This is a genomic window from uncultured Methanobrevibacter sp. (genome assembly GCF_902774605.1).
Taxonomy (GTDB): domain Archaea; phylum Methanobacteriota; class Methanobacteria; order Methanobacteriales; family Methanobacteriaceae; genus Methanocatella.
This window is the reverse complement of the sequence record NZ_CACYJE010000011.1, coordinates 20,053-36,735: the sequence shown is the minus strand read 5'-3', so window position 1 is coordinate 36,735 and position 16,683 is coordinate 20,053. Positions and strand designations below refer to the sequence as shown.

The following is a 16,683-nucleotide window of genomic DNA, read 5'->3' as shown; positions in this document are numbered from 1 at the left end:
TATCAGTTTATGTGAATGAAAAAATATATCCGGACACGGATTTCTGGGTTGCTCAAGTATTTGACCATGACAAGAAGGCTATGGGCAATGTCAGCGTTTCAATCAACGATACCGTAATGTTCAACAAGAAAATATCAGAGTGCAATTACAGCCAGGAATACTCCTGCTATTTTGTCAACTACCCTGACTTGAATGGGAAACTGCCGATAGGCGAACACAGGATTCTAGCCAAGTACGAGGACGGCCTGAAAAACGTAACTGCAAGCGGAACCATAATCGTCAAAAATCCAGTAAGCATGGAATTATACTCTAAATGCATATTGGACCATTATGGGTATCTCTTCGATTTGTTCGATCACAATGGCTTTAACGGGACACTTGCAATATTTGTCAATGGAAGCGAGGCATACCGTAAAAACTCCACTGGAGCAGATGACTATGTTTATGTTGAATGGAATGACTTGAACTTGAAAGACAATGGCTACGGCACTTATGATGTGAAAGCAATCTACAACAGGACAGGCGTTGACGAGCCATATGTTTGCCAGGGGACAGTTGAAGTTACATATGCCTTTGCCTTTGGTATAGATGCTAGGGAGGATGAAGGTGAATTTGTAAGGTATGATTCAGGAAGTGCCGAGTGGGGAGATGATGAAACCCTTGAGATGGAACTTCCAAAAAACGCAGCCAATAAACCGACAGTATGGCTCAACAATAAGCCATGCGAAGTCAAAGTCGAAAACGGCATTGCAAAAGTGACCATTAAGACAGGGGATTTGGATTTGAGGACATATATAATCTATGCAAACTATTCAGATGCAAGTCATCCGATGAAAAGCATAAACTACACTCTCACAGTCACTCCAAAAATCAGATCCAATTTTTATATGGCTGTCGGCGATCAGAATCTCGTGATATTTGAAGCGCCCAAGAAGTACAATGGGAAAATAAGAATATACACCACTAAATATGATGATGATTATAATGTTGTCGACGATAAGCTTTTGAAAACCGCAAATGTGAAGGATGGCAGGGCATATGTGGTGCTTAAAAACCTTGGCGTGAATGATGATTACATGCGCATATACTATGACAATGGAAATTACTCATTCAATGATACAAAATTCGTGTTGGTTGAAAAGAACAGCAAGAAGTTCTCAGCAAGCATTAACCACAACCTATTCGTGCAGGGGGAACCTGTAACCATCAAGTTTTCAAGCAGAGTGTCAAAAGGCGAAGTCGGAGTTTACATTGACGGTGGATTTTACAAGTACTTCAAATTCTCCAAGGGCAAGCTGACCAAGAGCTTCTCCAAATTGAAGGCCGGAACTCACGTCATAGGCATCCACTTTGAAAATGGGAAATACCGCTTTACTAAGAATTTCATAATAACTATCAAGCCTGCGAAAAAGGTTAAGCTAACCCTTAAGAAGGTCAATGTTAAAAGGTCCGCTAAAAAATTAACATTGTCAGCAACACTGAAAATCGACGGAAAGAAAGTCAAGGGCAAGGTGCTCAAATTCAAGTTCAAGGGCAAAACCTACAAGGCTAAAACCAACAAGAAGGGTGTTGCTAAGGTCACAATCAAGAAGAATGTGCTGAAGAAACTGAAACGTGGCAAAAAAATCACCTATAAGGTGACTTTTGTCAAAAAGACTGTTAAAAAAACAGTCAAAGTTAAACGATAAGGAGTAAAATCCTTATTTTTCTTATTTTTTTAAAATATTCACTAATCAATCCTGTTAAGGCATATTCCGAATGTATATATTACATTATCTTCAAAAATATAATCGTGTTTAAAATAAATGTAAATGTGATTTATTATGAGGATAAGACATTTGATAATTATCGCATTGATCTTATCAGTACTAACAATAGGTGCAGTGAATGCATCACAAGATATGGATAATTTAACAATAACCGACACTCAAGAAGACCCGATTGAAGAGGATGTTCTTGAGCAAGGCAATGATGAACTAATCAGCCAACAGGATGATGAAATATTATCGGAGAACTATCGGGTATCAGTTTACGTGAATGATGAAATATATCCGGACAAGGATTTCTGGGTTGCTCAAGTATTTGACCATGACTACAAGGCAAAGGGCAATGTCAGCGTTTCAATCAACGATACTGTAATGTTCAACAAGAAAATATCAGAGTGCAATTACAGCTGGGAATACTCCTGCTATTTTGTCAACTATCCTGACTTGAATGGGGAACTGCCGATAGGGGAGCACAGGATTCTAGCCAAGTACGAGGACGGCCTGAAAAACGTAACTGCAAGCGGAACCATAATCGTCAAAAATCCGGTAAGCATAAATTTATCATCTGAATGCATATTGGATAATGGATACTTCTTTGATTTATTCGATTACTATGGGTTCAAAGGGACACTTGCAATCTTTGTCAATGGAAGCGAAGCGTACCGTAAAAACTCCTCTGGAGAAGATGACCATGTTTATGTTGAATGGAATGATTTGAACTTGAAAGACTATGGCTACGGCCCTTATGACGTTAAAGTGATCTATAACCGGACAGGTGTTGACGGGCCATTTGTTTGCCAGGGGACAGTTGAAGTTACATATGCCTTTGCCTTTGGTATAGATGCTAGGGAGGAGGAAGGTGAATTTATAGTCTATGATTCAGGAAGTGCCGAGTGGGGGAGCGATGAAACCCTTGAGATAGAACTTCCAAAAAACGCAGCCAATAAACCGACAGTATTTCTCAACAATAAGCCATGCAAAGTCAAAGTCGAAAATGGCATTGCAAAAGTGACTATTAAGACAAGGGATTTGGATTTGGGGACATATGTCATCTATGCAAACTATTCAGATGCAAGTCATCCGATGAAAAGCATAAATTACACTCTCACAGTCACTCCAAGCATTAGAAACAATTTTTTCATGGCTCTTGGCAATCAGAATCTCGTGATATTTGAAGCGCCCAAGAAGTACAATGGGAAAATAAGAATATATACCACTAAATGTGATTATCATTATAATCTGGTCGACGACAAGCTTTTGAAAACTGCAAATGTGAAGGATGGCCGGGCATATGTGGTGCTTAAAAACCTTGGGCTGAAGGATGATTTCCTGCACGTATACTATGACTATGGAAATTACTCATTCAACGATACATTATACTTTTCGGTTGAAAAGAACAGCAAGAAGTTCTCAGCAAGCATTAACCACAATCTATTCGTGGAGGGGGAACCTGTAATCATCAAGTTTTCAAGCAGAGTATCAAAAGGTGCTATTGATGTCCAAATTGATGGTGCTGGATATAGTAGGTGTTTCGAATTCTCCAAGGGCAAGCTGACCAAGAGCTTCTCCAACTTGAAGGCTGGAACCCATATCATAGGCATCCACTTTGAAAATGGGAAATACCGCTTTACTAAGAATTTCATAATAACCATCAAGCCTGCGAAAAAGGTTAAGCTGACCCTTAAGAAGGTCAATGTGAAAAGGTCCGCTAAAAAATTAACCTTGTCAGCAACACTGAAAATCGATGGAAAGAAAGTCAAGGGCAAGGTGCTCAAATTCAAGTTCAAGGGCAAAACCTACAAGGCTAAAACCAACAAGAATGGTGTTGCTAAGGTCACAATCAAGAAGAATGTGCTGAAGAAACTGAAACGTGGCAAAAAAATTACCTATAAGGTGACTTTTGTCAAAAAAACTGTTAAAAAAACAGTCAAAGTTAAAAGATAAGGGAGCATCACTTCCTATTCCTATTTTTTAAGTGTTCAAGTGAGTTATTCGCATAATATTTTTTTCAAGTAACCTGCTGGTACCGGCTTATTTTTCATGTTTTCATGGGAAGTTTTTCCTTTGAAGGGGATTCTCATCATCCATTTTTTCACTGTCTGTTGCGGGAATCATAATGCTTTTTCAATTATTGTGGGATTTCGCATAATTTCATTTCCATCATCTACATTTCCCAGCCTGATTTTGACGATGCCTAAGAGAACATATCATTTAATTTATTTTACCATCAATATTATTGAAAGTAATTGCTATATTATTGATTTAATAAATTGTCTCTGCAATTTAAAGCATATGTTATTTTTCACGGAATTCCAGTATTTTGTGTCTTGGAAAAAAATATCCTTACAATAACTCAACACGATCACTCCGCTCCAGACATGGAAACCCACATCCTGTCATAGTGTCGAAAAGGGAGGGATGACCATGGCATTTCCAGACCATGACAGTCACGACTTACTGTTCCACCTCCCAATCAACACCATATGTGCACCACTTAAATCAAGTAAAACCAATCAATAATCATGGATTTCAAGTTAAAATCAACAATAACTTTACAATCCAGCTTCAAATAATCAATTAAACAATTTAAAATCATTCAAAAGCCTTGAAATCAAATGGTATGCATGTCAGATTTCAAGTTTCATGAAATGGCATGTCAAAATCATTCAATCATGCTTTGGAATTTGCATTGAAAACAACCCATCAAACATGGCAAGTGCAATTATCAAATCACAAATCAGCAGGTTTTAGCCGGTTTACTGTAAGAAGATTACATTATAGTAACTAACGTTCAACTCCACATTCAACCGTTAAGTCGCCCATGTCTATTCAATGTTGAAATCCAATGAAACAATACATAAACAATCATTTTAACTGTTGAATAATTTTTTAACAATCAATTCATGAAAATGAGTATTTTCCAAACTTTTACACTTGAAATTCATCTCTCCTTGAATGAAAAAATATATCATCATGTAAAAATAAAATGATGTTCAATGACAGAAAAGCACATCCGCAAAAACCGCAAATCATACACCATATACAAGGGCTCGAAAACATACGGCAGGTTCGATGAACTTGAGGATGCCATCACTGCACGAGACATTCTCACAAGTCATGACTGGGATGTGACCCGGATTCCGAATGTGATGCAGATTGGTGATGGATACCTCATCCTCACAGTCACAGACGACAAGCTCCACATCACTGCAAGAACCGCAACCCAACCATCAGATGATCTTGTGGAAAAGATGATGAAAAGGCAAAGGAGAAACCCGAACAATTCCAGATACGGACTCAACATCACAAGAGTATTCGACACCTTCATAATACAAAAAACCATAAGGGGTGACGAGTACATATTCGGATACTATGACAATCTTGAGGATGCAAGCTTTGTGAGAAACCATCTTCTTGACAACAACTGGGACACTGGAACTTTTTCAAAAATCATGCATGACGATGAAACGGGAAAAATCAAAATCACGGATGTCATCGACGGGAAGGTGTATGTCATAGACACCTATGGCGATGAAGATGATATGGATCTTGAGCGGTCATACAACAAGTTCCTTGTCAAAATCACCAAGCACAATCACGGCCTTGCATCACACCCCTACCTTGACGAGCTGACAGGCATGGTCAGTGAGCTTGAGGAGAAGTACAATGTCAAGGCCCATGACGATGTGTGGGACTTAAGCAATGTCGCCAACCCACTCGGCGATATCATCTTCAAGCTGACTCCATTCCAGAAAATCGTGTATGACAATGTCGACGGCACCACCCTCGAGGAAATTGAGGCGAGGCTTTCAAGGTACCGGTCGGGAAACTTCACAATGAAAATCAAAAGGAACCTTGACGAGCTGGTCGAGCTCGACCTGATTGCAAAAAAAGGTGAAGTCTACTCAAAAAGGTAATTTATAAAAACAATGTAAACCAATATTAACATGTATTTGTTAAACAAATACTTTAAGTTCTTTTTTGGTTTGAACTTGAATGGAGAGCTTTTAGTCATTGTAGCTCTCCAATATCATATTCTTATTTTCTGTCGCTTAGAAGCTCACCGGCAACACCGATATCATCAGTCTTGTAAGCCTGAACCAGTACGGTTATCGCTTCAATAGGCAAACCATAAGCTTCAGCCACGGTCTCGGAGACCTTCTTAACCATTTCACGTTTATCCTCAATGCTAATGTTCTCGTTTCCAGCTATTGTAATAACAGGCATAATTATTCACCATTATATTATATTAATCACATGGGATAAATAACTTATTAAAAAGGATTTGATAATCATGCTCGGTGAAGAAGAACTCATCAAACTGTTCCCGGACTTCAAGGATTTGGTTCAGCCCTCAGGCATAGACCTGGAGCTGGACAAGATATACATTCAAAAAAGCCCAGGATCCCTCATAGACAATGAAAAGACACTCCCTGAAATAGAGGAGCTGCCAGGAGACATCTACACACTAAAGCCCCACACCGCTTATCTTGCAAGCATCAGGAGGAAAATCAAGATACCGAAGGGATACACAATGCTCTACCTTCCCCGCTCAACACTCCTGCGGTCATTCATCTCGGTTCAAACTGCAGTGGGCGACCCTGGATTTTATGGGACACTCATGTTCATGATATACAATCATGGGGAGTATGAGTATAAAATCAAGTCAGGCGACCGCATCGCACAGGCAGTGGTGTACCCGGTCAAGGGGTCTGGTGAGTACAACGGTTCATATCAGGAAGTGGAAGAGTGAACGTGGCAGACAAGTTCGTTGGGATTCTTGAGGAGGAAGGCATAACTGAAGTCTTCGGAGTGCCGGGCGAGCAGATAATGCCATTGTACAAGGCACTCTCCAAGTCCAAAGTCAATCACATACTGACCCGTCACGAACAGGCTGCAGCACATGCCGCCGACGGATACGCAAGATCATCAGGCAGGATTGGAGTGTGCATATCAACCGCATCCCCAGGGGCATTGAACTTCACCATGGCAGTGGCAACAGCATATAAGGATAACGTGCCGATATTGGTAATCACCGGCGACAATGAGCTCAAGTACAGGGGAAGCGACCATTTCCAATCCACTCCACAGGTGGAAATATTCAAAAACATCACAAGGGCATCATACAATCCCTTGAACGGCACCGAGGCAATGTATGTTTTGAGGGCATCAATCTATGAGCTTAAAAACAATCCACGCGGACCGATCCACATCAACCTCTCCAAGGATGTTCTCATGGAAGATGAGTTTGACGATTTCGACCTGTGCTACCTGTGCGAGGATGACCTTTCAAACATCACAAGGGCACAGGAACTCATAGACGAAAGCACAAGGCCAGTCATGATACTTGGTGCAGGTGCAATAACACAAGCAGACGATATACGCAGGATAAGTGAAAAGTACCAAATACCGGTAACCACCACATACCATGGAAAGGGCATAGTGGCAGATGATGATATGCTGAACCTTGGACTGTGCGGCATACGAGCCAACATGAGGGCAAAATATGCAATTGCAAACAGTGACTGCATAATAGCATTAGGCATAAAGGCAAGTGAAAGGACACTGCCAACACTGCCGGATAACCTCATACACGTAAACATCAACAATGAAGTGCTTGTGGGAGACTATCCAATTCACGGCAAGGTGGAGGACTTCCTATCAAACATCAAATTCCATGAAGTCTCATGGCTGGATGAGATACTTGAGGTTGAAAACACGGATAACCTCAAAGGTCTTGATGATGACCTGAAACCGCAGGCCGCAATCAAAAGGATACTTGAAAAATACCATGACAATATTATAGTAAGCGATGCCGGGTCACACACCACTTGGACAACACTCCTTAAAAAATCAACCCGCCCAAGGCAGCTATTGTTTTCAGGTGCAATGGCTCCGATGGGATACGGCCTTCCCGCAGCAATAGGCGCAGGTGTTGCGACAGGCGAGAAGATCATTGTCATAAACGGTGACGGTGACGTTCAGATGAACATTCAGGAGCTGGCAACCCTTAAGGAAAACAATCTTGATGTTATAATATTCATATTGAACAATTCAGAGTACGGAATCATCCGCCAATGGCAGGAAGACTTCTACGACATGGAACCCTACCAGGTCGCCTTGAACAATCCCGATTTCATAAAACTCTCAGCCAGCTATCACATTGACGGCGTGAGGGTCGATTGCCTCGAGGACTTGGAGTTCCTGTTGAGCAAGGATTTGGCCGGGCCTTTGGTGGTTGAGGTAATTGTTGAAAGTGAAAACATTCCCTTGCCGGAATGATTCTATTTTAATTTTTTTTCCACGAAACTTTTAATAATTGGCTTAATGTCATCCACATTATCTAGGGGTGCGAAGTAAAAATCATCATTTTCTCTATAAATTATGCCTTGGGGTTTAATCTCACATGAGGCGATGATGTCGTTGAATGATACTATGCTGGTCTTGAAGACGAAAGTGAAACCGCAGACTTCCTTGAAATCATACTCATGGGTTTCGCTGATGCTTATCAGTTCATCAAACTCATCTTTCATCTAAAACACCTTTAATTAATAATCTGACTTCCTTTTTCAAAACAAGCCTTATGGTTGGGACTATCATTTTCAAAGGGTATATTTCAACCTCATTAATTCCATATCCATCCAATGTACTTCCAGTGAATCTTGGCTCTGCGCTCAACTCCAGGTTCTTATGGAGGGGGTTCAGTGCTGCGCAAACGCCCCATATGACTCCAATGTACTTGCCTGTGTCGGCGTAATCATCCATTCCGAAGATGAGGTGATTGTGGATTTTTGAAATCTTGAATGTTTCAAGTATTTTTTTCACATAATCCAGAAGATCCCTGAAGCATGGCTTTGCAAGGTCAAGCATCTTTCTGTAGTCTCGGTTTTTCCCCTTCTCTTTACTGTCGCTTTTCTCATCGGAGGGGGTGTCTGGGAAGTTGATGGTGTATATTTTGATTTTTTTTAAAACAAGTATTTTTAAACATCCTTTAAAGTCACTGCCCTTCTTATTATACTCAAATGTTACTTTAATGCCTAGTATGAGTAGTATAATAATGAATAAGATGATTATGAGTATAATCATCCATAGGATGTTTAACATGGTGGTTTATTTCCTATTCTTCATCTGTTGTGCTGAATTCAGGTTCAATGTATTCTGATTCGTCGTAGTATTCTTCGCCCATTTGCTGTGTGCTTAGGAAGTTTTTCACAAGGTCGGTTATTATCAGTCCGATGTCGGATATTGCCTTGTTGGTTTCTGTTCCTTTGCTTAGGTCGAGTACGCGAACGCCTTCAGCATCGTTTCCTCTTTTTGGTATCATTACCATGGAGATCGGTTCGACTCCGGCACCTGCACCTGCTGCATCGCTGCCTTCGCTTCCGAGTATGTTTTCTCCTGCTCCGAATCCCACTCCCATTTTCATTACTGGTATGAGGATTTTGTCTTCGGTTTCTATTGGTGTGCCTATCACATTGTCCACGTTGATTAGCTTGCGTAGTTCTTCAACGGTTGTTTTAATATTGTTTGACATATTGAATCACATCCTATTATATGTATATATTTATGGTTTTGATATGTTAAATAAGTTTAGTTTGTTTCAATCGATGATTGTTTTTTTTTACCAGAATATTGCATTTATAAGTTTCGATGATGACTTTGACAAGATTCGGGGAATTCAAAGAATTCATTAACTTCTTTCAATTTTCAGTATTACTTTTTTTATATTTGAGACATAATTTTCAAGTGTAACTTTTAAGTTATAACTTACAAGACTGATTTTTGAGACGTGCATTTCAAGTGTAACTTTTCACTTATAAGTTCTAAGACACAAAGTATAGACGTGCATTTCAAGTGTAACTTTTAAGTTATAACTTACAAGACTGATTTTTGAGACGTGCATTTCAAGTGTAACTTTTCACTTATAACTTATCACGTGCAAAATTCGCAAAAAATATGTTACTTATAACTTATCATGAGTAAAAAATATATTACATAAGATTAAATAAAAAAAGAAAAAAAGAGAAGAATCATAAGTATGATTCAGTAATGGATGCAACACCAGCGCCTGCATCCTCAATTGCACCTAAACCTTTCAGGGTCATGCCGATAGCACCGAAGGTTTGGAGCAGTTCCTTGTAGGAAATATTTCCCATGTGTCCGATTCTGAAAATGTTTCCTTTCAAGTGGTCCTGGCCTCCAGCCAATTCAACACCGTACTTGTCACGGGTAGTGCCCCTGAACTGATCATCAGTGATTCCTTCAGGCATCTTAACGGCAGTAACTGTGGCGGATGAAACAGCCTCATCAGCAAACAATTCCAATCCTAAAGCCTTAACTGCTGCAACACTAGCCTTAGCAGCCTTGTGGTGGCGTGCAACCCTGTTGTCAATTCCTTCTTCAATAACCATTTTCAAAGCCTCATTCATGGCATAGGTCAGTGAAACTGAAGGGGTGTACGGGGTTTGAGGAGGTACCTTGTCACCGCTTTTCTTAGCAGCTTTCATGTCAAGATAGAAAGTGTTGGTCTCAACCTTGTCGGCAGCAGCCCATGCATCGTCACTGAAGGTGATTGCAGCCATTCCAGGTGGTGCGGCGATACATTTCTGGGATCCGGTAAGACAAACGTCGATTCCGAACTTGTCAACATTCACTTCATCTCCTGCAAGGGAGGATACGGTATCAACGATGTATAATGCGTCATAGTTTTTCATTACCTTACCGATTTCCTCAATAGGTGCAGCAACACCAGTGGAGGTTTCATTGTGGATAACACTGACTGCCTTGATGTCCTCATCAGCTTCAAGAGCTTCCTCAATCGCTTCAGGTGTAACGGCAGTTCCCCATTCAACAGCCAATTCCTGTGCGTCGATTCCGTGGGTCTGTGCGATTTTCATGAATCTTTCACCGAACTTTCCGCCCACAACATTCAACATCTTTTCGCCAGGCGCAACAGTGTTTGCGATTCCAGCCTCCATCGCTGCAGTTCCTGATCCTGTTAATAGGTAAGAGTCATTTTGGGTTTGGAAAACTTTGCTCATTAATTCAGTAGTTTCAGTTAAAATTTCACCGTATTTAGCGCCCCTGTGGTTAACAACAGCTTTTGACATTGCATTGAGTACTCTTGGGTGCACTGTTGTCGGTCCAGGAAGCATTAATAAGATATCATTCATTAAATTTCCTCCAAATAGTATAAAGCTTCATCAAGCTAATTTATATCTTTAATTTTTATACTTATTAAACATTTTTAAAATATATTATTATTCAATATTGGATTAAATGGCATTGTACATTTTATGGCATTGTCTAATTTGGTAGTATGATTTTTACCAACTGTTTAAATATGATGCTATCCAAATATTGTAGTATGCAATTCAGCGGAGAGGAGCTAACACTAAAAAGGGTATTCAACTACATTTTCGGCCTGTACCTGATAACATTGGGGGTGGCATTCTCCATAAAATCAGGATTGGGCTCAGCGCCGGTCAGTTCCATTCCATATGCGATGGATCTGATATGGATGGTTGAGATAGGAGTTGCAACATTCATATTCCATGCAATACTTGTAGGGATAGAATTGCTGCTTTTAAAAAGGGACTTCAAGAAAAAGCACTTCCTCCAGGTGTTCGTCGGAGTACTCTTCGGAGCCTTCACAAGCCTTTCAGTTGCGCTTTTAGGTTTCATACCCATGGCGGACAACATTGCCATTGCGCTTCTAATGACAATGCTTTCAGTGTTTTTTATAGCCTTGGGACTCTTCTTCTATGTGCCGACAAACATCATACCATTATCCGTTGAAGGAGTCACCCAGGCAATAGCGATCGTAACGGACAAGCCATTCCACAGGATAAAAATCTACTTCGACGTGTGCGTAGTTGCAACCGCACTCATTTTAAGCTACGGCTTCCTCGGACAGTTCGGAAGCGTGGGCATCGGAACAATAATCGGTGCACTGTTCATAGGAACAACCGTAAAGTACATCCATAAAATCCATGCCAAAATGACCGGCAACCATATAGATTTAAAAAAGATGTAAAATATAGTATATACTATGATTAGAAGGATATGCTCATTTGCAATTGGACTGTTCATAATGTCGCTGGGTGTGGCGTTTTCAATAGTCTCCACGCTTGGAACAACACCAATAAGCTCCATATCCTACTCTCTAGCACTAATAACCAACATCAACATTGGAATAACCACATTCATATTCAATGCCGCACTGATACTTGTGCAGTTTCTGATTTTAAGGAAGAGATTTCACCGGAAAAGGCTGCTTCAGCTGATAAACTGTGTTCTTTTCGGCTACTTCACAGATCTTGCATTGTATCTAGTGTCATTCGTGCCATTTGACGGGTCAATCCTCATGTGCGCAATATTCCTGCTTGTAAGCATAATCCTCACAGCATTCGGAATATTCGTCTACATGCCGGCAAACATTGCACCGTTGCCTGGTGAGGGATGCGTTGAGGCGGTTGCGGTTGTCACAGACTGGAGATTTTCAACCATCAAGATAGGCTTTGATGCGACAATGGTGATAATCTCGTTGGTGATGTGTGGATTATGGTACACCAACATTTTAGGGGCGGTGAATGTCGGAACAATAGTCTCAGCATTCCTTGTAGGGTTCACGCTACGTCAAATCAACAACATTTATGCTCACATCACTGGTCATGAAGTCAATGTTGTTAACAAGTGATTTGGAGATGAAAATAATCATCTCATAATCATCAAAATAGTGTTCAGCAATTCTCTTGCTTGAGGAGTGTTTAAATCTTCCATTTTGTTTAATTTCTCAATGGTTGATTTCATTTCTTGTTTTTGTTGATTCATTTTTTGTTTTAATTTAAAGTTTTCTTCTTCCACTTCTCTAAGCTCGTCACCAAATTCGTCTTGGACTAAAATTTTAATGTCATTGTTGATTTGTCTCATGCCAATCCTCTCCAATAATTTAATCTGTTTTGTTTCACTGTCGATATTTTTCAACACCATGGCACCCAATATACATCCCACATCAATCCTTAAAAGCTTATCATCAATTTCAACCTCTTTGAACCTGAGGCATAATGATTCAGTAACAAAGGGTGCATCCTCTTTTGAAATAAACTTTGGAACAAATGCAATGTCCAATATTTCCCTTTCACTTAATTTTTCTTTTTGTTCAATTTTCCTTATAAGGTTTTCATATTTTTTCCAAAGTGTCTCTTGTGGAAAATATATGTAATGTGGCCTCAAAATGTCTGTATCGGTTAGTTTAAATTCTTTGGGATAATTTTTAGGGTCTTTGTGGCAAATTATTGCACTATAAACATATTTGGAATATACAAAATCTCCAAAAACCCTATAGCGGGCAATTTTCCTCAATGTTTTCTCACTAACATCCATTGTTTCTTCCTCAAGATTAATCAGCATGCCCTCCTTAACTGAATACAAATCATCCATTCGGCCATTATCCATATTTGGAAACACGACTTCTGTAGGATATCTTGTTTCATACTCTCCGGGCAATTCCAGATACTCATGCTGTCTTCGAAGCAGTGCCATTGATGAGTATTTGGCGGTTCGGTCGTTGACATGAGGGATTCTCAATATTATTTCATATGCTCTCCTAATATTTTTAGGATTTCCGGAAATCAAATAATTCTCACTCATGAGTATTTAAGGGTATAAATTCAGTTTTATATAAAGCTATGTATCAATATGGATAATTATTGCTTTTAGTTTGCAATATAACGAGTTAAAATCAATTTTTACTTTACCCTGTAAATGATAAATTATTTATCAAATTAAACTGTTAATATATAATATAGTGAGGTTTAAAAAATGGAATTTGGACTTTGGGAAAAATACTACGCTGAAATTTTAGACGACTTCGGATTTTCACGCAAAAACGATGAGGAATCCGCAAAACTGCTCGATGAAATACTTTCCACTGAAGGATGCCTGACACTGGATGACCTATCAGCAATCGTTGGATTTTCTGATAAATACATAGTATTCGGAGCCGGACCGTCACTTAAGGAGCACATTCAACTTCTCAAAAAGGAATATGACCTAAGGGATTACGTATTGGTTGCTGCCGACGGGGCAACAACAGCACTAATAGAGGAAAGGCTCGTGCCGGATATAGTCGCAACCGATCTTGACGGCAAGCTCGACGACATACTCCTTGCAAACATACGAGGAGCAAACATAATCATCCATGCCCACGGAGACAACATCGACAAGATTGCAAGCGCAACATCATTTTTCAACAACGTCCTCGGAACCACCCAGGCACAGCCGGTGGGAAACCTCTACAACTTCGGAGGATTCACCGACGGGGACAGGGCATTGTTCCTATCAGTCGCACTGGGAGCATCCCAAATCATGCTGGCAGGAATGGACTTCGGAGATATCGTCACCAGATACTCAAGGCCGAACATTGAAACCGAAACCGCAAGGGCAGATGATTTCAAAGCCAAGAAACTCAAATACGCAGAGAAATTCACACAATGGATATGCGACAACGAGAACGTGGAAGTCATAAACCTCAAAGAATAGTTTTTTATAATAATTATAATATAATATGATAACATGGGAATAGAAGATATTTTAATGTATGATGAAAGTCTGTTTCAAAACATAAACGCTTTCGACCCGGATTACATGCCCCCAAACTACAATTTCAGGGACACACAAATGGAAGCGATGGCAATGGCAATAAGGCCTGCAATGAGGGGAGGCCAACCATCAAATGCAGTAGTCCTAGGCTCACCGGCCACAGGAAAGACAACTGCAATGAGGAAAGTCTTCGAACTTGTTGAAAAAAACACAGAAAAGGTCTCATGCGTATACGTCAACTGCCAGATGCACACCACACGCTTTGGAATATTCTCACAGATATACAAGAAAATATTCGGATACGCCCCACCCGAAACCGGAGTTCCATTCGCAAGAATCTATGACCAGATAATGAGGGAGCTTCAGAAAAACTCAAGGGCGCTGGTCGTTGCATTCGACGACATCAACTATCTATTCCAGTCAAAAAACGCTAACAAGGTAGTGTATGATTTGCTCAGGGCATATGAGGAATACCCTGGAGTCAAAACCTCAATCTTTGCAATACTCTCAGACTTGGAGTTCAAGTACGCCTTCGACAAGAATGTCAACACAGTCTTCATACCTCAGGAGATAACATTCCCATTATACACTTATTCTGAAATCGAAGATATTCTCCGTGACCGTGTAAAGGCAGGATTCTACCCTAATGTCCTCTCAGATGAGATACTAGAGCAGATTGCAATGTACACCCTTGAAAACGGTGACCTGCGGGTCGGCATCAACCTATTGAGAAGCTGCGGAAACATTGCAGAAGCCGATGCGAGCCGTGAAATCACACAGGAGCACTATGAAAAGGCAATCGACTCACTTGTTTCAATCAACATCGTCGAGACATTGAAGACATTGACTGAAAGTGAAAAAACAGTGTTGAGGATGATTGCTGATTACGATGGCCTGTACACTGCAGGCGAACTGTCAAAGATATTCAAGCAAAAAACAGGTGGCAGCTACGCCTCATGCGCAAGGGCATTGGACAAGCTTGAATTCGTAAGATTAATCGATACTAAATTTACAGGAAAAGGGGCTGTTGGGAATTCTCGTGAAATTATATTGCGTTTCAACCCCGATGAATATGATTTTTAAATGTTTCCTGTAAATTCAACTTGGGAAATTAGTTTTTTTTCTGTTTAAACATTAGAAATAGATTTTGCATGGCAAGCTCATAGATCTAATGTTGCAACCATTATTTTTAAGGGTTTGGTATTTTATTTTTTTAATATCCTGCCAATTAGATAATCGGCGCATTGGCGGCTGCAACAGAAATAACAGATAAAAGTAACGCTGTCATCACTACAAGCATTACCATGCAAGATTGAACGTCTAGATTGCTGAATGCAATTTCATCTTTTATTGAACTTCTCTTTCTTAAGTCTACTTGTATTGTGGTGTCATTATTGCCTATCATTTTAATCACTATATTTAAGGTGGTTGAAAATATAATATAAAGCAAGTGCGAGAGAGCGTGTGATTAGTATTATTTTTGGAGAAAAAATCATGAAAAAGTACGAGTATTTCGATGTAACAGCCGATATCGGCTTCAAGTCATATGGGGAAACTTTGAATGAGGCATTTGAAAATGCAGGACTTGCAATATTCAACATAATCTCAGACACATCCGACATTAAAGCGGAAAGAGAGATAACATTCAAGATACGTTCAGAGGATGAGATATCATTGCTGTATGATTACCTGGAGGAACTGCTGTTCTACCATGAGGTTGAATTCATGCTTTTCAGCGAATTTCATGTGGAAATCGATGATGACCTGACACTCAGGGCAACAATCAAGGGAGAGGGAATCGATTGGGACAGGCATGAGAGGAAAACCGAGATAAAGGCAATAACCTTCCACAAGATGGACGTTAAAAGGGAAACGCAATGGCAACTGCAGGCCATTGTGGACTTGTAGAAAAATATATAATATAATAACATATACTATTAACCATGAAAAGAACAAAAGTAATCTCAAGAAATTTCGAAACAGCACTTGGATTGATAGGATCAGTCATCGGAATATTCTCCGGATCATTTCTGATATTTCTTGAGCAGTTCCCAAAAGCCCACACACCATTTTTGGGCCTCATTGCAATCCTTGCCTCACTGTTGGCATTGGCATCAACATACTATGTCAGGAAAAACGCTGAAATCGCAGGAGTCGGATTCATCATCGCCACAATGTTCGTGATAGTGGGTTCAGCACACATCAACATAATAAGCGCAATATTCCTCATGGTGGCCGGGATATCAGCACTGTTTAGGAAATGATTTTTTCATTTAATTTTCAAATACCTGCTTAACCATTCAATTCACCAAAA

The 16,683-nt window shown here is 40.0% G+C and carries 17 protein-coding genes; 11 read left to right on the top strand and 6 right to left on the bottom strand.

The window, feature by feature from the left end; genetic code table 11:
- The 3 genes from QZU77_RS04120 to QZU77_RS04110 all read left to right on the top strand — a co-directional run.
- Nucleotides 1–1,688: hypothetical protein (locus QZU77_RS04120; protein WP_295600437.1), on the top strand; the 1,688-nt coding region annotated here is incomplete at its 5' end.
- Nucleotides 1,689–1,823: 135 nt separating this feature from the next.
- Nucleotides 1,824–3,710, top strand: a complete 1,887-nt coding sequence (locus QZU77_RS04115; protein ID WP_295600434.1) for a hypothetical protein — start codon at nucleotides 1,824–1,826, stop codon at nucleotides 3,708–3,710.
- Between the two features lie 1,052 nt (nucleotides 3,711–4,762).
- Entirely contained in the window at nucleotides 4,763–5,683 is a 921-nt protein-coding gene (locus QZU77_RS04110; protein ID WP_295600431.1) for a hypothetical protein, read from the top strand.
- 121 nt (nucleotides 5,684–5,804) lie between these two features.
- Here QZU77_RS04110 and dmpI read toward each other — a convergent pair whose 3' ends face one another.
- Nucleotides 5,805–5,993 carry a 4-oxalocrotonate tautomerase DmpI gene (dmpI, locus tag QZU77_RS04105; protein WP_295600430.1) on the bottom strand — a complete coding sequence of 63 codons (189 nt, stop codon included), beginning with the start codon at nucleotides 5,991–5,993 and terminating at the stop codon, nucleotides 5,805–5,807.
- A 67-nt stretch (nucleotides 5,994–6,060) separates the two neighbouring features.
- Between dmpI and QZU77_RS04100 the strand changes: the two genes are divergently transcribed.
- On the top strand, nucleotides 6,061–6,519 hold the full coding sequence (locus QZU77_RS04100; RefSeq protein WP_295600428.1) for a deoxyuridine 5'-triphosphate nucleotidohydrolase: 459 nt from the start codon (nucleotides 6,061–6,063) through the stop codon (nucleotides 6,517–6,519).
- Nucleotides 6,516–8,048 (top strand): thiamine pyrophosphate-binding protein, encoded by a 1,533-nt coding sequence (locus QZU77_RS04095; RefSeq protein WP_295600426.1) that lies wholly within the window; start codon nucleotides 6,516–6,518, stop codon nucleotides 8,046–8,048. Before QZU77_RS04100 ends, QZU77_RS04095 begins: the two co-directional genes overlap by 4 nt.
- Nucleotides 8,049–8,050: 2 nt before the next feature.
- On the opposite strand, the gene QZU77_RS04090 is transcribed toward QZU77_RS04095, so the two are convergent.
- The 4 genes from QZU77_RS04090 to QZU77_RS04075 form a co-directional block, all read right to left on the bottom strand.
- Nucleotides 8,051–8,299, bottom strand: a complete 249-nt coding sequence (locus QZU77_RS04090) for a hypothetical protein (RefSeq protein ID WP_295600424.1) — start codon at nucleotides 8,297–8,299, stop codon at nucleotides 8,051–8,053.
- A complete protein-coding gene (locus tag QZU77_RS04085; protein ID WP_295600421.1) occupies nucleotides 8,289–8,870 on the bottom strand; it encodes a DUF2953 domain-containing protein in 582 nt (193 codons plus the stop codon). The genes QZU77_RS04090 and QZU77_RS04085 overlap by 11 nt, the downstream gene beginning before the upstream one ends.
- 13 nt (nucleotides 8,871–8,883) lie before the next feature.
- A complete protein-coding gene (locus tag QZU77_RS04080; RefSeq protein ID WP_295600418.1) occupies nucleotides 8,884–9,300 on the bottom strand; it encodes a GerW family sporulation protein in 417 nt (138 codons plus the stop codon).
- Nucleotides 9,301–9,796: 496 nt separating this feature from the next.
- Nucleotides 9,797–10,939, bottom strand: coding sequence for an alanine--glyoxylate aminotransferase family protein (locus QZU77_RS04075; RefSeq protein ID WP_295600415.1), 1,143 nt, complete (start codon nucleotides 10,937–10,939; stop codon nucleotides 9,797–9,799).
- Nucleotides 10,940–11,133: 194 nt separating this feature from the next.
- Between QZU77_RS04075 and QZU77_RS04070 the strand changes: the two genes are divergently transcribed.
- Both QZU77_RS04070 and QZU77_RS04065 read left to right on the top strand, forming a co-directional pair.
- The gene (locus tag QZU77_RS04070) at nucleotides 11,134–11,802 is read left to right on the top strand and encodes a YitT family protein (protein WP_295600412.1); all 669 of its coding nucleotides are present in this window, start codon (nucleotides 11,134–11,136) and stop codon (nucleotides 11,800–11,802) included.
- A gap of 15 nt (nucleotides 11,803–11,817) precedes the next feature.
- Nucleotides 11,818–12,465 carry a YitT family protein gene (locus QZU77_RS04065; protein WP_295600409.1) on the top strand — a complete coding sequence of 216 codons (648 nt, stop codon included), beginning with the start codon at nucleotides 11,818–11,820 and terminating at the stop codon, nucleotides 12,463–12,465.
- 17 nt (nucleotides 12,466–12,482) lie between these two features.
- Here QZU77_RS04065 and QZU77_RS04060 read toward each other — a convergent pair whose 3' ends face one another.
- Nucleotides 12,483–13,403, bottom strand: a complete 921-nt coding sequence (locus tag QZU77_RS04060; protein WP_295600406.1) for a hypothetical protein — start codon at nucleotides 13,401–13,403, stop codon at nucleotides 12,483–12,485.
- Between the two features lie 186 nt (nucleotides 13,404–13,589).
- On the opposite strand from QZU77_RS04060, the gene QZU77_RS04055 reads away from it, so the two are divergent.
- From QZU77_RS04055 to QZU77_RS04040, 4 genes are all read left to right on the top strand, one after another.
- On the top strand, nucleotides 13,590–14,309 hold the full coding sequence (locus QZU77_RS04055) for a 6-hydroxymethylpterin diphosphokinase MptE-like protein (RefSeq protein WP_295600403.1): 720 nt from the start codon (nucleotides 13,590–13,592) through the stop codon (nucleotides 14,307–14,309).
- Nucleotides 14,310–14,342: 33 nt separating this feature from the next.
- Entirely contained in the window at nucleotides 14,343–15,452 is a 1,110-nt protein-coding gene (locus QZU77_RS04050; protein WP_295600401.1) for an ORC1-type DNA replication protein, read from the top strand.
- 411 nt (nucleotides 15,453–15,863) lie between these two features.
- The gene (locus QZU77_RS04045; RefSeq protein ID WP_295600399.1) at nucleotides 15,864–16,277 is read left to right on the top strand and encodes an archease; all 414 of its coding nucleotides are present in this window, start codon (nucleotides 15,864–15,866) and stop codon (nucleotides 16,275–16,277) included.
- 35 nt (nucleotides 16,278–16,312) lie between these two features.
- Complete coding sequence (locus QZU77_RS04040; RefSeq protein WP_295600396.1) at nucleotides 16,313–16,633, top strand: hypothetical protein; 321 nt, start codon at nucleotides 16,313–16,315, stop codon at nucleotides 16,631–16,633.
- The last annotated feature ends 50 nt before the right edge of the window (nucleotides 16,634–16,683 follow it).

What these genes read in the sequence shown, in the direction of transcription:
- QZU77_RS04040 (WP_295600396.1), top strand. Translation starts at nt 16,313, where the DNA reads ATGAAAAGAACAAAAGTAATCTCAAGAAATTTCGAAACAGCACTTGGA.
- dmpI (WP_295600430.1), bottom strand. Translation starts at nt 5,993, where the DNA reads ATGCCTGTTATTACAATAGCTGGAAACGAGAACATTAGCATTGAGGAT.
- QZU77_RS04075 (WP_295600415.1), bottom strand. Translation starts at nt 10,939, where the DNA reads ATGAATGATATCTTATTAATGCTTCCTGGACCGACAACAGTGCACCCA.
- QZU77_RS04070 (WP_295600412.1), top strand. Translation starts at nt 11,134, where the DNA reads ATGCAATTCAGCGGAGAGGAGCTAACACTAAAAAGGGTATTCAACTAC.
- QZU77_RS04080 (WP_295600418.1), bottom strand. Translation starts at nt 9,300, where the DNA reads ATGTCAAACAATATTAAAACAACCGTTGAAGAACTACGCAAGCTAATC.
- QZU77_RS04055 (WP_295600403.1), top strand. Translation starts at nt 13,590, where the DNA reads ATGGAATTTGGACTTTGGGAAAAATACTACGCTGAAATTTTAGACGAC.
- QZU77_RS04110 (WP_295600431.1), top strand. Translation starts at nt 4,763, where the DNA reads ATGACAGAAAAGCACATCCGCAAAAACCGCAAATCATACACCATATAC.
- QZU77_RS04050 (WP_295600401.1), top strand. Translation starts at nt 14,343, where the DNA reads ATGGGAATAGAAGATATTTTAATGTATGATGAAAGTCTGTTTCAAAAC.
- QZU77_RS04100 (WP_295600428.1), top strand. Translation starts at nt 6,061, where the DNA reads ATGCTCGGTGAAGAAGAACTCATCAAACTGTTCCCGGACTTCAAGGAT.
- QZU77_RS04065 (WP_295600409.1), top strand. Translation starts at nt 11,818, where the DNA reads ATGATTAGAAGGATATGCTCATTTGCAATTGGACTGTTCATAATGTCG.
- QZU77_RS04085 (WP_295600421.1), bottom strand. Translation starts at nt 8,870, where the DNA reads ATGTTAAACATCCTATGGATGATTATACTCATAATCATCTTATTCATT.
- QZU77_RS04115 (WP_295600434.1), top strand. Translation starts at nt 1,824, where the DNA reads ATGAGGATAAGACATTTGATAATTATCGCATTGATCTTATCAGTACTA.
- QZU77_RS04045 (WP_295600399.1), top strand. Translation starts at nt 15,864, where the DNA reads ATGAAAAAGTACGAGTATTTCGATGTAACAGCCGATATCGGCTTCAAG.
- QZU77_RS04090 (WP_295600424.1), bottom strand. Translation starts at nt 8,299, where the DNA reads ATGAAAGATGAGTTTGATGAACTGATAAGCATCAGCGAAACCCATGAG.